At 52.0% G+C, this 15,787-nt stretch carries 12 protein-coding genes; 4 read left to right on the forward strand and 8 right to left on the reverse strand.

The genetic code is table 11. The annotated features are described in order from the left end of the window. Positions 1-30: 30 nt before the first annotated feature. A complete protein-coding gene (locus tag IAE30_RS02130; protein WP_200678199.1) occupies positions 31-2,397 on the reverse strand; it encodes a phosphoketolase in 2,367 nt (788 codons plus the stop codon). 171 nt (positions 2,398-2,568) lie between these two features. Continuing rightward, positions 2,569-2,973 (reverse strand): cupin domain-containing protein, encoded by a 405-nt coding sequence (locus IAE30_RS02135; protein WP_200678201.1) that lies wholly within the window; start codon positions 2,971-2,973, stop codon positions 2,569-2,571. A 1,477-nt stretch (positions 2,974-4,450) separates the two neighbouring features. Between IAE30_RS02135 and IAE30_RS02140 the strand changes: the two genes are divergently transcribed. Continuing rightward, positions 4,451-4,702 carry a biofilm development regulator YmgB/AriR family protein gene (locus tag IAE30_RS02140; protein WP_200537578.1) on the forward strand — a complete coding sequence of 84 codons (252 nt, stop codon included), beginning with the start codon at positions 4,451-4,453 and terminating at the stop codon, positions 4,700-4,702. 369 nt (positions 4,703-5,071) lie between these two features. Here the strand turns inward: IAE30_RS02140 and IAE30_RS02145 are convergent, their stop codons facing one another. Next, positions 5,072-5,593 (reverse strand): type 1 glutamine amidotransferase domain-containing protein, encoded by a 522-nt coding sequence (locus IAE30_RS02145; protein ID WP_045814605.1) that lies wholly within the window; start codon positions 5,591-5,593, stop codon positions 5,072-5,074. A gap of 341 nt (positions 5,594-5,934) precedes the next feature. Between IAE30_RS02145 and chaB the strand changes: the two genes are divergently transcribed. Continuing rightward, positions 5,935-6,174 carry a putative cation transport regulator ChaB gene (gene chaB, locus IAE30_RS02150; RefSeq protein ID WP_200537577.1) on the forward strand — a complete coding sequence of 80 codons (240 nt, stop codon included), beginning with the start codon at positions 5,935-5,937 and terminating at the stop codon, positions 6,172-6,174. 162 nt (positions 6,175-6,336) lie between these two features. Further along, positions 6,337-6,720 (forward strand): VOC family protein, encoded by a 384-nt coding sequence (locus tag IAE30_RS02155; protein WP_200537576.1) that lies wholly within the window; start codon positions 6,337-6,339, stop codon positions 6,718-6,720. 37 nt (positions 6,721-6,757) lie between these two features. On the opposite strand, the gene IAE30_RS02160 is transcribed toward IAE30_RS02155, so the two are convergent. From IAE30_RS02160 to IAE30_RS02180, 5 genes are all read right to left on the reverse strand, one after another. Continuing rightward, positions 6,758-9,046 carry a molybdopterin-dependent oxidoreductase gene (locus IAE30_RS02160; RefSeq protein WP_200678203.1) on the reverse strand — a complete coding sequence of 763 codons (2,289 nt, stop codon included), beginning with the start codon at positions 9,044-9,046 and terminating at the stop codon, positions 6,758-6,760. A gap of 35 nt (positions 9,047-9,081) precedes the next feature. Further along, entirely contained in the window at positions 9,082-9,843 is a 762-nt protein-coding gene (locus IAE30_RS02165) for an amino acid ABC transporter ATP-binding protein (protein WP_045814601.1), read from the reverse strand. Beyond that, positions 9,836-10,759: an amino acid ABC transporter permease gene (locus IAE30_RS02170; protein WP_200537574.1), complete on the reverse strand. Its 924-nt coding sequence runs from the start codon at positions 10,757-10,759 to the stop codon at positions 9,836-9,838. Before IAE30_RS02170 ends, IAE30_RS02165 begins: the two co-directional genes overlap by 8 nt. Further along, on the reverse strand, positions 10,756-11,652 hold the full coding sequence (locus IAE30_RS02175; RefSeq protein ID WP_200537573.1) for an ABC transporter substrate-binding protein: 897 nt from the start codon (positions 11,650-11,652) through the stop codon (positions 10,756-10,758). The genes IAE30_RS02170 and IAE30_RS02175 overlap by 4 nt, the downstream gene beginning before the upstream one ends. A 328-nt stretch (positions 11,653-11,980) precedes the next feature. Then, complete coding sequence (locus tag IAE30_RS02180; RefSeq protein ID WP_370585450.1) at positions 11,981-13,171, reverse strand: glycoside hydrolase family 5 protein; 1,191 nt, start codon at positions 13,169-13,171, stop codon at positions 11,981-11,983. A 370-nt stretch (positions 13,172-13,541) separates the two neighbouring features. Between IAE30_RS02180 and IAE30_RS02185 the strand changes: the two genes are divergently transcribed. Further along, entirely contained in the window at positions 13,542-15,677 is a 2,136-nt protein-coding gene (locus IAE30_RS02185; RefSeq protein ID WP_200678388.1) for a TonB-dependent siderophore receptor, read from the forward strand. Positions 15,678-15,787: the final 110 nt, after the last annotated feature.

The raw sequence follows: 15,787 nt of genomic DNA on the forward strand, positions 1-15,787 counted from the left end.
AAGAAGACGCATTCCAGGCCCGCAGCGCTCTCAGTTGTTGCTGCCTTTGCCTGACCATTTCCATTCCCTGACTTCGGGCACGTCTTCTCCATGTTCGCGCACGTAGCGATGGTGTTCCGCAATCCGCTCCTGTAAGTCATCCAGCAACTCAGGGTGCCGTTCGGCCAGCCCCGGGACGTGAAGAATGGCTGACTGTGCCAGATGATAGCGGTCAAGCTCGTTCAGCACGGTCATGTCAAATGGTGTCGTGGTCGTGCCTTCCTCATTGAAGCCATGCACGTGGAAGTTACTGTGATTGTTTCGCTGGTAGGTCAGACGATGAATGAGGCTGGGATAACCGTGGAAGGCAAAGATGACTGGTTTATCACGCGTGAAGAGCGCATCAAACGCGGCTTCAGACTTACCGTGAGGATGCTGCTCCTGCGTCTGCAGGGCGAGCAAATCGACCACATTGACGACCCGGATGCGCAAATCCGGCAAATAGTTGCGCAGCAGATCCACCGCTGCCATCGTCTCCATGGTGGGCACATCCCCGGCACAAGCCATTACCACGTCTGGTTCCCCTGCGTCACTCGCCCAGCCCCACTCACCCATCCCGGCTTCACAGTGGGCAATGGCGGCAGGCATATCGAGCCACTGCGGTGAGGGCTGTTTGCCGGCCACAATGACATTGATACGGTCCCACGTATTGAGGCAGTGGTCGCCGACCCACAACAGCGTGTTGGCATCAGGCGGCAGATAGATACGCACGATGTCAGCTTTTTTGTTGGCAACGTGATCGATAAATCCAGGATCCTGATGGCTGTAACCGTTATGGTCCTGGCGCCAGACGTGGGATGAGAGCAGGTAGTTCAGCGATGAAACGGGCTTTCGCCATCCCAGCTTACGGGTGACCTTGAGCCATTTGGCGTGCTGATTGAACATCGAGTCGATGATATGGATAAACGCTTCATAGCAGTTAAACAGCCCATGCCGCCCCGTCAGCAGATAGCCCTCCAGCCAGCCCTGACACTGATGCTCACTGAGAATTTCCATTACGCGCCCGTCACGCGCCAGTTGCTCATCATAATCTTTGAGCGGCGCCATCCAGGTGCGGCTGGTGACATCAAATACCGGGGATAACCGGTTTGATGCCGTTTCGTCGGGACCGAACAGCCGGAAGTTATCCTGATTCTGCTTAAATATTTCACTGAGATAGCGGGCAAACTGCGCGGTGGCTTCCCCGGCTCTGCTGCCGGGGGATCCCGTATCAAAGGCAAAGTCGCGAATATCCGGGGTGACCAGTTCTCGTCGGAGTCGGCCACCGTTGGCGTAAGGTGTCGCACCCATTCGTTTGCTGCCCTCAGGTGCCAGCGCCCGCAGTTCAGGCATCAGTTTACCGTTCTCGTCGAACAGCGTTTCCGGCTCATAGCTGCGCATCCATTTTTCCAGGACCGCCCGGTGTTCATCATTCTCGCGGCAGGCGGAAACCGGCACCTGATGCGCGCGCCAGAAATCCTCGACTTTCTTTCCGTCCACTTGTTTCGGCCCGGTCCAGCCTTTTGGACTGCGCAGCACTATCATCGGCCAGCGTGGTATCGTCTCTGACGCTATGCCGTTGCGGGCTTCCTGCTGATAATCCTGAATTTTGCTGAAGGCATTGTCGAGCGCTGCACCCATTTGCTGATGCATATCCGCAGGTTCATGACCACTGACAAAGAGCGGTTCATATCCGTAACCGCTGAAGAGCTGCTCTAAATCCTCGTCGCTGCTGCGGCCGAGAAGAGTGGGGTTGGCAATCTTGTAGCCGTTGAGATGCAGGATCGGCAGTACCGCGCCATCTCGCTGGGCATTGAGGAACTTGATTCCTTGCCAGCTGGCAGCCAGTGGCCCCGTCTCCGCTTCACCATCACCAATCACGCACGGCACAATCAATTCGGGATGGTCGAAGGCGGCGCCAAAAGCATGTGACAGGGAATAGCCCAGTTCGCCCCCTTCATTTATCGATCCTGGCGTTTCAGGTGCGGCGTGGCTGGGGATACCACCTGGAAAAGAGAACTGCCTGAACAGGCGCTGCATTCCTTCCGCATCGTCCGAGATATGCGGATAGATTTCGCTGTAGCTGCCCTCAAGCCAGGTGTTGGCCACCATGCCCGGCCCACCATGACCGGGTCCACAGACATACAGTAAATTGAGGTCGCGCTGGCGAATGATCCGGTTGAGGTGGGCATAAATAAAATTCAGTCCCGGTGTGGTACCCCAGTGGCCCAGCAGGCGAGGCTTGATATGTTCCGGTTTGAGAGGCTCGCGAAGAAGAGGATTATCCATCAGATAGATTTGGCCAACTGAAAGGTAGTTAGCTGCACGCCAGTAGCGATCTAGCAACGCCAGCTCGTTGGTTGCGGTAACAGATTGCATATATCCTCCCGTGGCTTAGTGATTCACTAACCCTAATAGAGGATCAACGAAGTCGCGAGCCAGACGGCAGACTGCATCAGTATCGCTGGATTCTCACTGTTCTCACTCATGGTGAGTTATGTCCGTCATGCAACCGCAGCGTGCTTCAAGAGAGATTAACTGGCAATTACCTCAAAACTCAGGTTTTTCTCCGGGTAAAGGCTCACTCAATTCCTGCCCTTCCACACCAGCATAGAAGATGATCAGCTCTGTGGTCTTATCCGTTGTGTAACCGCGATGTGCACTGTTAACGGTTTCATTTAAAGCTTCACCGGCATTAAAAGATTGTGTCTGGCCTGTTTCTTTATCTTCAATCGTTAACTGACCGGACAGAACGTATGCTGTGTTAGGCATAGGATGCGTGTGCCACGGCAAATCAGTATGTGGAGGCAGTGTCATGAGCATCACCGATATCTGCGGCTTACCGGCTGGATATTCCTCATAGGGCTGGCCATTCCAGGCGGCACCACTTTGCAATATGCAGACGTGTACGGGTTCTGAAGCGGCGTCGTTTGATGTCTGAGTGTTATCTTTCATTACAGCTCCCTGTGGTTAACGTCACTACGATTGTAGTCGACACATGCCTACCTGCGATCAGCTTCTACATACCAGGCCATCGTCAATGAAGTCGTTATCGAAAAGCTTAGTGAGTGGCCGAGCCTGCATAAAAAGTTAAGTCAGTCTCCACATTATTTATTGAGCTTTTTGGTTGAGCTGTGCCCGGATGGTTTACACATGGCGTGAAGCGTCATGTCTCAGGCACTTATGCTGTCTCTCTATTCATAAAATAAAAGTGAGATGAAACAAAAGTCAGAGACCAGTTTTTAAATGAAATCTGCAGCCAGGAATCATTCGCTCAAGATCAGTTGAGGGTACAGTAAAGCAAATTACAGGATAAGAAAGACGCAGTAAGGATATTGATTCATTGGTAAAAAAATATAAAAAAACCCGACACAGAGTCGGGTGGTATAAACTGCACCTTCAATACGGAACCAGCATTGTTCCTGATTTCAGGATAGAGTTAAAAAGACAAACCCCCTAATTATTTTATCCCGTAATGGAAATTAATTTACGACTTTGTGCACCCCAATCAACTTTAAGTCAAATTCATCATAGTTAAATATTATGCGAATGCATTTAGTTATCATTACTAAAAACATCACGTCGTTAGCTCATCCCTGTCTTTACTGTATACCGTCTGGTTTTTACCCGATGTCTGGCATGGTTGATAACGTCGAGCCATCGTGGATCTGAAAGATTAGATATATAACTCTGGAGATCTACGTTCATCTGGGACCATACAGCCATTCTGCAGGAGCGGTCCCTGCTCAGTGTTCCTGCAAGGTTATGTATTGCTTCATCAACCTGTCTTTTGACCTCGCTGAGTACATTTCCTGACTGGTACGTGGCAGCAAGGCGGCGAATTTCATTTACGCAGAGACGGATTTCAGCATGATGATTATGCACACTTTTCCTATTAAACTTTCTGTTTGTTATTGAAACAAAGGGGCTAAACTGATGATGTAGAATGAACATTGCCAATGTAGTGGATATTTCTGAAAATCCTTTTAAATATCTGAAATTATTTTTAATCTGAGTTCAGATGAAACCATAACCAATGGAACAGTTAAGCTTAATTCATGAATTAAACAGACACCTAAGCCAAATAAAATGCAGCTAAAATAATTTATTCAGATAATGCGTGCATAATCATAATTATCAGTTACAGTCACCGGGCAAAACACAGTCGCACGTAACGAATGAAGCTTCGAAACGCCCTTGAAAATAGTACGGATGTCACTTTCAGCGGTCGTTATTTTTTCCTGGCTCAGCGGTCTTTTATTAAAACGGCAACGTTTCAAACTATGTACCGTGCTACGAATGCGCCACACAGGGATACTCTGACATGCCTCGTTACCGGAAGCGGTGAGGAAAGCCTGATCAGATACTGGTCATCAGACCGCCTGTTTCACTGCCGCCCGCCCCCCATTGCGACGCGCAGCTGGAGAGCAACATGCCTCAAACCCGAGTCGGCCCGGCGCTTCAAAACTATCTGGACAGTCCCGATGAACAATACGCTACCGAAGCCGCAATTATAGGCAGCATCGTCAGGAAACTAGTGGCGACAACCGGACATGTGAATAACAGAGCCATCATTCTGGCTCTGGTAAATGAGCTTGAGAGTAAAAATAATCCGATCCACCAGGATGTCCTGCGAAACTGCCTTCAGATTGTCGTGGGCCACACGCCAGATGAGAATAATTAGGTGTGCTGCCGACGTTTAGCCTAAGTCGGCAGCAAGACAGCACACCCTTTTAACAGATTATGTCAGGATGCCTGCAGCCAGCACTGACAGTTGACACCCCGTTAAATCCTACGCCAGCAGGAAAGGGAATGTGTTCAATAAGAAAACTAAATGGATGCAGCACGATAGCCATAATATTTTTGCCACCCCACCACTCTTAAAGTTGGAATCCAGAAACCATGATGAAATTTTAAATAACATAAGAATATCGTTTATTAAAGATGCTATCTCATAAGGAAATTTACGATTTTTTTAATTTTATTGATGGTAAACGGTCGCCATACTTGCGACCATTTACACCATTTCTTTCAGGTTAGTTGCTTAAAAAAATCAGGCCGCATTGAGGATCCGCAATGCTTCACGATTAAATGCAGGTAAATCATCGGGCGTGCGGCTGGTGACCAGTTTATCGTCATCAACAACGACTTCTTTATCATAAAAGTCAGCTCCTGCATTACGCAGATCAATAGCGATTGCCTTAACGCAAGTCATCTTGCGGCCCCGCACGCCATTCGCGCTAATCAGCAGTTGCGGGCCATGACAAATGGCAAACACGGGTTTACCACTGGCAACAAACTCTTTAGTAAAGTTAACGAACCGGTCGTCGCCACGAAGTGAATCGGGTGAATGTCCGCCAGGCAACAGAAGCGCATCAAACTCAGCGGCATTGACGTGATCAATGTCCCTGTCGATAGTGACTTCCGCTTTGCCCTGTTTTCCTTTCACAGTTTTGCCTGCCTGCATCTCAATGGTAATGACTTCATGGCCCGCTTTTTCATAAGCTTGCGCGGGTGACGTGAACTCAGAATCTTCAAAGTCATCAGTAATCAAAACGGCTATTTTCTTACTCATTGCTCTCTCCTTTATGGAAACAAACGCACTGCGTTTGTGGCCTGGACACCCCGTAAATTCTGGACCTGATATATAAAAAAACAAGCCTAACGGCGACTGGCTTGTGTTAAAGGATGATATTTAGCGCAATTTGGAGACACCTAAAAATGCATACGTGTCAGGCGAACCGTTTCGATTCTATTTAACAGAATTGAAGGGGTTTAACTAAATAGTAGAATTCAATTTATTAATGTAAAAAGGTATTTTTCCAACTTTAATCTTTTAATCACGGCTCCTGCAATGCACATTGAAAAATATCATATCTGAACCAGGCTTAACTCTCTAATCATAGGAGGCCGTTCATGCCGTATAAATCACGCGATTCTCTGCCAGACAGCGTCAGGCATGTCCTTCCTGCACATGCTCAGGACATTTACCTTGAGGCTTTCAACAGTGCATGGGATGAGTACAAAGAGAAAAAAGACCGCAAGGATGACAGCTCCCGTGAGGAAGTATCACATAAAGTGGCCTGGGCTGCAGTCAAGCATAAGTACGAAAAAGGGAGTGACGGAAGATGGCATAAAAAAAATTCCAGTCCCTAGACCTACCCAGTCCCTAGACCTACTAGGTGGATCTCACCTTTTTTAGCGTTCAGGTTCATCAAGTCAGGATAAGGGTACATAGCAGTCTGGCTGTGGCTACTGACAGAATCTGTCACAGCCGCCTCGTACTATGCAGCCGTAAACCCACAAGGAGAAAAAGCCATGTTTACTGCTGATATGACCATCCTTTATGTACCGAACGTCGTCAAAAGCGCTGACTTTTATGCATCGCTGTTTGATATCAAGCCGATCAACGTCACGCCCACTTTTGCGATGTTTGTTTTTGAGAACGGATTCAAGCTGGGTTTGTGGTCGAAATACACCGTTCAACCGCCGGTGGATACGCAACCGTTTTCGGCCAACGGTGAAATCACTTTTAAAGTGCAGCACAAAGCTGACGTCGATTTCCTCTATAACGAATGGGGTGCGTTTCGCGAGATCACCATTGTACAGTCGCCGACCGAGATGGATTTTGGCTACACCTTCACGGCTATCGATCCTGATGGGCATCGTCTGCGAGTGATGTGGCTGCAGTTAGCAGATTAATATTCCGGGGCGGCCCGTTGGCCGCCCATAGGTCATGCTAACTTTGCGGTGGGATAAACGCCTGCACCGGCGTCAGTTCTCCAGCGTATTTACGCACCTGCACCACCGTTATTTGACCACTGCAACCCTGTGTCAGCGATGAGGTGCCAATATCCAGCGTCAGCACATTCGGGTTGCCGTGGCGGCATAACGGCCTCAGCGCGGTGGGATCGACCGGATCGTACCAGGCACCCGTTGGCAACTGCACCACGCCCGGCATCACCGTATCGGTCACGCGTGCGCTGGCGAGTACGTGACCACGCTGGTTATAAAGCTCAATAATCTCGCCGTCTTGAATCCCCAGAGATGCCGCATCATCCAGATTCAGGCTGCACACCTCACGCCCATCGCGTTTACCACTCAGGCTGTAATCACCGAAATCCAGCTGGCTGTGCAAGCGCGTCGCGGGCTGATTGGCAATGAGCCAGAACGGATGGTCGGCATCTGGCTTTTGCTGCGGCTCTCGCCACACCGGATGTCCGGGACAGTTTTCATAATCGAAACTGGCGATCGTCGCTGAGTAGATTTCGATTTTTCCGCTCGGTGTGGGCAGTGGTGCCGCATCCGGATCGGCGCGGAAAGCATTCATCATCCGTCCACCGTCTTTAAGCTGCGGCAATTCCAGCACGCCCTGCTGCCAGAATTGTTCAAAGTCGGGGATGTCGATCTGATGTGTTGCCAGCTTTTGCTGCAACTGCGCGTAATGGTGTTTCAGCCAGCCACGCGTATCGCGACCTTCAGTAAACGCCTCTTCACGTCCCAGCCTGCGCGCCAGCTCGGCAAAAATGGTGTAATCATCTTTGGCTTCGCCGTGCGGTTGCGCGACCGGTTGCATAGCAAACAGATGGCGATCGGTTGGCGCACCGCCGATATCTTCTCGCTCCAGCGTCATGGTCGCGGGCAACACGATATCGGCATGGCGTGCACTGGCCGTCCAGGCAATCTCATGCACAATCAGTGTATCCAATTGGCAAAATGCCTGTCGCAACCGTGCCAGATCCTGATGATGGTGGAACGGATTGCCGCCCGCCCAGTAAGCCAGACGAATATGCGGATAGGTCAGGCGGCGGCCATTGTAGTCGAATGGTTTGCCGGGATTGAGCAACATGTCCGAAATTCGCGCCACCGGGATCAGACGATCGATGCCATTTTTGCCCTGCGGTAAAGCCGGGAAACTCACCAGGTTGTGATGCTTACCGTAATGACCCAACGCGCCCAGCGCATAGGTGTAACCACCGCCCGGTAAACCCGGTTGGCCTAGCGCCGCGGCCAGAACCAGCCCAAGCCACACCGGTTGTTCACCGTGCTCCGAACGTTGCAGTGCGTGCGCAACGGTGACCAGCACACGCTTACCGGGTAAGTGACGGGCAAAATCAGTGATAAACGCTGCGTTGACGCCGCAGATCTCTGCCGCCCAGTCGGCATCGCGTCGCGTGCCATCCTCTTCACCACGGATATAAGCGACCATCTCCGGCCAGCCCACGGTATAGCGACTGAGGAAGGCTTCATCCGTCAGTTTTTCATCAATCAATACCGAGAGCACACCGAGAATAAAGGCAGCATCGGTGCCCGGACGTAAGGCCAGCCACTCTCCTTTGGCCTCCTCCGGTAGATCGCTTTTCAGCGGGCTAACCGAGATAAAACGCGTGCCGCGCTGTGCGGCCTGCTGCATAAAGCTACGTTCGGTGTGCTCGCTTAATCCGCCGCTTGCCACCTGAGAGTTTTTCAGTGCCAGGCCGCCGAAGGCGATGACGATTTCACTGTGTTTAGCAATCTCTTCCCAGCTCACGCCGCGTCGCGCAATCTCATTCATGTCGCCGACGATGTGTGGCAGCAGTACCGAAGCAGAGCCCGAACTGTAACTGTTCACTGAACGTACGTAACCACCCAGTGTGGTATTGAGAAAACGGTGCACCTGGCTCTGTGCGTGATGATAACGGCCAGCGCTCGACCAGCCGTAAGAACCGCCAAAAATCCCTTCCGGGCCGTAAGTGTCGCCCACGCGCTTCAGTTCACGCGCCACTAATTCGTAAGCCTGCTCCCAGCTCACGGCCACATATGCGTCATTACCCCGGCGCTGATCGGGGCCGGGGCCATCTTCCAGCCAGCCACGACGCACCATCGGGCGAGAGACGCGTGCCGGATGATTTAAAGCGGTGCGGAAATTTTGCAGCAGCGGGCTGGGGTCGGGATCGCCTTTAAAAGGTTCGATGGTGAGCTGATCGCCCGATTGCTGGGCATGAAATGCACCCCAGTGGGCGCTATGCATGACTGATTTTTGCGTCATCACTGTTCCTGGCTGTCAAAAATGAAAAACGGTGCTTAAAGCACCGTTGCAATAAAGTTTCTTACGCGCCCGTTTTCCGGGTCGTCGAGGACTTGCTGAGTGGGTCCAGCCGCCACGATTTTGCCATCTTCCATAAAGACAATGTTGTCGGCAACCTCGCGCGCGAAACCAATCTCGTGCGTCACAATCACCATGGTGATGCCGGAGTGCGCCAGTTGCTTTATCACCTGCAACACTTCGCCCACCAGTTCCGGGTCAAGCGCCGATGTCGGCTCATCAAACAGCATCACTCCCGGGTCCATCGCCAGCGCACGCGCAATGGCCACGCGCTGTTGCTGTCCACCCGAAAGATTCTGCGGCCACTCCTCTTCGCGCCCTGCCAGCCCCACCTGCTTGAGCAGTGACAGCGCTTTGCTGGTCGCCTGTTGGCGGTTCTGCTTTTTCACGCGCATCGGTGCATCCACGATGTTCTGTAACACCGTGCGATGCGGGAACAGATTGAACTGCTGGAACACCATGCCAATTTGCGCACGCTGACGCGCAATCTCACCGCTGCTTAACTCATGCAGAGCCTGGCCTTTCTGCTTGTAGCCAATGATTTCGCCACCAATACGAATGGTGCCGCCATCCAGCTTTTCCAGGTGGTTGATGCAGCGCAGCAAGGTGGATTTCCCCGAACCGGAAGGCCCAAGAATGACCGTGACAGAACCGGCGGGAATATCCAGATTCACTTCGTCCAGAATCGTGACCCCGGAGAAGCGTTTAGTGACTTTACGTAAGGCGATCGCTTCAGCCATTGCTTACGCTCCTTTCAGGTTTTTGCGCGCTAAAGCCCGGCAAGGATTTAAACAGGCTGCGTTTTTCACGACGCGTAACGCCACGACCAAAATAACGTTCAACGTAGAACTGACCAATCGACAGTACTGAGGTCATCAGCAGATACCACAGCGTCGCCACCAGCAGCAGCGGGATCACTTCATAGGTACGCTGATAGATGATCTGCGCGGAGAACAGCACGTCTTGCAGCGAAATCACCGACACGACGGCAGTGGTTTTCAACTGACCGATAATTTCGTTACCGGCAGGTGGCATGATGGCGCGCATCGCCTGCGGCAACACGGTGTGACGGAAAATCTGCGCGGGGCGGTAACCCAGCGCACGTGCGGCTTCCAGTTGCCCGTTACCCACGCTTTGAATACCGGCACGCACAATTTCTGCGGCATAAGCGGACTGATGCATCACCAGCGCGATCACTGCCGCACTGAATGGACTCACCAGCGCATTAGACTGGGTACTCCACAGCTCGCCCAATCCCGGAATAGAGAGTGAAATCGTCGGATAGAGCGCGGCAATGTTGTACCACAGGAAAAGCTGTACCAGCATCGGCACACCCCGGAAGAACCAGGTGTAGAACCAACTCACGCCCACCAGCACGGGGTTAGATGAGAGGCGCATCAGCGCCAGCACCGTACCAAAAGCAAAGCCCAGCACCACCGAAATCGCCGTCAGTTGCAGCGTCATTAATACGCCCTGCAGGATCGATGCGCCGGTGAAGTTTTCCGCAATCACGCCCCATTCGAAGCGTGGATTGTTAATCATCGAGTGCGCCATTGCCACGACGCACAACAGCACCACCAGCGCACTCAGCCAGCGTCCGTAGTAACGTTTGCCGACGATTCGTAGATCGTCGGTGTGGTCACGTACATCACTCATTGAAAGATTTCCTGATTACGTTTGGATTCTTTAACAGCGCCAAATCCGATGCCCCAGTTGTCGAGGATCTTCTGGTAGCTACCATCTTTGATCAGCGAGTTAAGCGCCGCTTGCACCGCAGGCTCCAGCGCGGAATCTTTCGGGAAGGCCACAGAAACTGGCGCGTCATGCACGGTGATTTCGCCGCTCAGGGTGATAGGCTTAATCACCTTCGCCTGCCACAGCAGACCTTCGTACGGGCCGAGGAACATTGGCACGCGACCACTGACGACAGCCTGAACACCGGCTGGACGGTCCGGGAACACGGATACTTTGATCGGTTTTTTACCCGCTGCTTCACAGGCTTTGCTGGCTTCTTCCAGACGCGTTACCTGCGTGGTACCTGAACCTGCGCCGACTTCTTTGCCACACACGTCGTCCAGCGTTTTGAAGGGTGCCACATTGGCATCCTTACGCGAGATAATGCCCAATCGGCTGGCATCGTAGTAGCTGACGAAATCGATGATTTTCGCGCGGGTTGGTGTGGCGTTAATGTTAGACAGTGCCACGTCATAACGACCGGTCTTCAAACCTGGAATGATGTTGTCGAAACCGCCGGTGTCACGCCACTGGACCTGGATCCCTAAGCGTTCACCCACGGCGTTCATCACGTCAATTTCACGGCCGGCCAGGGTTTTGTTGTCTTCTTTATAGAAGGTCGTTGGCGGTGTATTTGGGTTGGTTCCTGCCACGATATAGCCGCGCTTTACCACATCCGCCGGCAGCAGGCTTTTCAGCGCAGGATCGGCCTGAACATGGATTGAACTGTCAGTCGGCACGGATTGATCGGCGGCAAACGCGGTGTGCGCACTCAATGCAAATGCAAGCAAGGTGATACCTTTGGCGAGTTTCACTGGAACCTTCTCCTGATATATATAAATGTTTCCCTGTTGGGAAAAGGCGTTGAGGTAGCGATGTATTTTTCTTCTTCCTCACCACTCGGTGGAAAGAAATTGTCATCCTCTGAACGTCCCGGAGCCATTCTCAGTAAGATGTGCAGCGATCACAAATGCGAAAAACGGATATCTATTGCCAGAATTCGGGAATAGAAGGTGACGCCCGTGGTTACGGGGATGGCCGCGCCAATGATGGCGCGGTGTCAGGTAAGGTATTCAGATTTAGTCAGGTATTCAACGGCCTGCTTTTGCAGCGGCTATCGACCATTTTCTTCTTAACAAGACATTATCGTTCTAAGCGTTTGCGGATAGGCTCAAACTCTTTAGTCGCATGGCGTGGAATGGTATCGGGTAGATTCTGCTCCACAGCCTGCCAATATTGCCACGGCGCTTTCTTGTCACCCAATTCGTAATCCATGCCATCCCAACTGTCTTCCCGGAAGCTGTAGAACGCCCAATGCGCCTGCTGCTGATCCAGCACCTTCAACACATCCTCCAGATATTGTGTGCACCCTGGTAAGCTGCGGACACAACCGAACTCCCCAACCACCATTTGATGGCGGGCCACACCGTGCGATTTCGCCCACTCAAACGGTAGCGCTAAATATTCTGCTACGCGTTGTGCATCCCACTGTTGCTGCGATCCCGCAAACGGCACTTTGCCCGGATAAGGCCAGGGCGTTTTCCGTTTGGCGTTTGGTGCACTGGTGGCGGAATAAGGCTCATACATGTGCACGCTATATAACACACGTTTATCTTCAAGCGGCTGCGGCCAATACGTGAAGGCATCGGCGGCAGCGTACCAGCCACTGTCGACCATCACCGGCGTCTGTGGATCAACTTCGCGAATCGCCGTAATCACGGTTCGGTAAAAACTCGGTAAATCGCGTGCGGTGCCCTTCTGCTGCAGATACCAGCTTTTCATGGTCACGGCAGGCGCATGTTCGTCCAGACCGCCCATTTTCTCCGGCGCGGGTTCATTAATGATGTTGTATGCCGCCACTGCAGGGTGGTCTTTCAATGCGGCCGCAAGATCGCGCCAATAACGGGCACTTTGCTGCCAGAAAGCCTTGTCTTGCCACAGCCGGTCGTCAAACTGTCCGCCGTTATTTTGTGACCAGCGCATGCCGGGTAAGGAAAGCGGCGTAATCACCACTTTCAACCCTGCTGCCTCAGCGTGATCCAGCACATTTCTCAAGGTTGCGACATCTTCCGCCACTAATCCCTGGTAGCGATCCGCACTGCCCAGCAGGAAATCACGTTGTCTGGTCGGCCATTTATCCCACGAGAGCCGCACCCAAGAGGCACCATAAGTGTGGAGAGCGTTAAAATAAGCGGTATTGGGTGGAATGCGATTGAAGCTGTTGCCGCCATGTTGAGGTTGCAGCCAGAAATCCATTTTATCGGCGGCTCTGGCAACAGGAATAGTGAACAAAATCAGCAGCAGGAATGTAAAGGTTTGTATGATATGGCGCACACTTTCTCCTTGATTGATGAGAGTCCCAGGCACCCTTTTTGGTGCAGGCTCGAAATTAAACAGATTCCCATGTAGTTACTGTGCGTTATCACTAATTTTAGTCTGCTGATTTGCAACGAATTGATGACAATTTGATGAACGCTTTTTCTCCGCAAAGTTTTTAAGCGCAAACTTCACTCTGACTTTACGTTTCTTCACGCTTACCCGCATTTAGCACCAATCATGGAGAAATAAAGGAGACGCTTCATTAGCACATATACAATGATAAGCATTCTCATTATCATGCGCATTTGCTTACATATGTTAATACTTCAGGGAGAAGATTTAAGTGAATGTAACTTTGTATGTCAGGAAGCGCCCGCTAGCATTGATGGTGGCAGCCCTACTCACTTCACCTGCTTATGCCGCAGAACCTACGGAAAAACTGGCTGACGATGAATCGATGATCGTCACTGCGGAACAGGGTTTGAAGCAGCAACCTGGCGTTTCCACCATTACCGCTGAAGACATCAAGAAAAGCCCGCCGGTTAACGACCTCTCCGACATCATCCGCAAAATGCCCGGCGTCAATCTGACCGGCAACGGCGCCAGCGGCAGCCGTGGCAATAACCGCCAGATTGATATTCGCGGCATGGGCCCGGAAAACACCTTAATCATGATCGATGGCGTGCCGGTGAGTTCACGTAACTCAGTGCGTTACAGCTGGCGTGGCGAGCGTGACTCGCGTGGTGATACCAACTGGGTGCCAGCGGAGATGGTTGAACGTATTGAAGTGATTCGCGGCCCAGCCGCCGCGCGTTACGGTTCCGGTGCGGCTGGCGGCGTGGTGAACATCATCACTAAGCGTCCGACCAATGACTGGCATGGATCGCTGTCACTGTTCACCAATCAGCCTGAAAACAGCAAAGAGGGTGACACGCGTCGCGCCAACTTTAATCTGAGTGGCCCACTGGCTGGCGATGCGTTAACCATGCGTCTGTATGGCAATATCAACCGCACCGATGCGGATGCGTTTGACATCAACACGGCTGAAAATGGTTCCTACGCGGCGGGCCGTGAAGGCGTGCGTAATAAAGATATCAATGGCGTGCTGTCATGGAAAATCACGCCTTTGCAGGTTGTTGATTTCTCTTATGGCTACAGCCGTCAGGGCAACATCTACGCCGGTGACACCCAGAACAGCAACAGTAATGCCAGCACCGGCGGGTTGGTGGAATCACTTTATGGTGATGAAACCAACCGCCTTTATCGCCAAAGTTATGGCATTACGCACAACGGCATCTGGGATTGGGGCACCTCGAAAGTCAACTTCAATTACGAGAAGACCAATAATACGCGCCTTAAGGAGGGTACCGCGGGCCGTACTGAAGGGATGATTAACACCGATGAGTATGCCACCAGCCGACTGGAGAGCTACCGCGCCGGCGGTGAAGTCAGCTTCCCGTTGCAACTGTTGGTGGACCAGACCGTCACCCTCGGAGCGGAATGGAACCGTGATGAGCTGAACGATCCGGCTTCGATGCTCACACAAACCGCCAACGGCGTGACGCTGCCTGGCAGTTCTGGCGATCCGTCTCAGCGCAGCAGCAAAAACGACGCGACCATCAGTTCGCTCTTCTTTGAAGACAATATCGCCGCGACGGATAGCACCGAGGTGATTCCTGGGCTGCGCTTCGATTATCACGATCAGTTCGGTGCAAACTGGAGTCCAAGCCTTAACATTTCTCAGGGCCTGGGTGACAATTTCACGCTGAAAGCCGGTATCGCGCGCGTATTTAAAGCACCCAACCTGTATCAATCAACGCCGGGTTACCTGCTTTCTACACGCGGCAACGGTTGCCCAATCGGTCTGACGCAATGCTATCTGCTGGGCAATGACGATCTGGATCCGGAAACCAGCGTTAACAAAGAGATTGGCATTGAATTCAGCAATGAAGGTTATGTGGCGGGTATCACCTATTTCCGTAACGATTACAAAAACAAAATCGTCGCGGGCAGCGATCCTGTCTATTCTGAAGCGGGCTACAACGTGCTGCGCTGGGAAAACGGCGGCAAGGCGATTGTGGAAGGATTGGAAGGTAACCTGACTATCCCATTAGTGGCCGATACGCTGGAATGGCGTACCAACGCGACCTATATGTTCCGCTCGGAAAGTAAAGACACCGGTAATCCGCTCTCCATCATTCCAGAGTTCACCATTAACTCACAGCTGGAGTGGCAGGCAACACAGGATCTGAGTGCCAACGTCAACTGGACGCAGTATGGTCGCCAGAAACCGCGCCAGTTTGCGGAGACCAACACGGATGTCACCAACATGACCACGAAAGAAATCAAGCCCTATTCTGTGGTCGGCCTTAACCTGAATTACGACATCACTAAAAATCTTCGCGCTAATGCGGGTATCAACAACCTGTTTGATAAACGTATCTACCGCGAAGCGACCGGTGCTGTGACCTATAACGAACCGGGTCGCGCCTATTACGCTGGCGTGACCATGTCGTTCTAAATGTAGCTGGGCGGCTGAGTCGCCGCCCACTTCAGTATGATCCTGCTTTACCGCCCTATCCCTCTGTTTACTCACCCTTTTTCCTGACCAGAAAACAGCATTATTTTTTG

Origin of the sequence: Pantoea sp. S61 (genome assembly GCF_016625145.1) — a bacterium.
Taxonomy (GTDB): domain Bacteria; phylum Pseudomonadota; class Gammaproteobacteria; order Enterobacterales; family Enterobacteriaceae; genus Pantoea; species Pantoea rwandensis_B.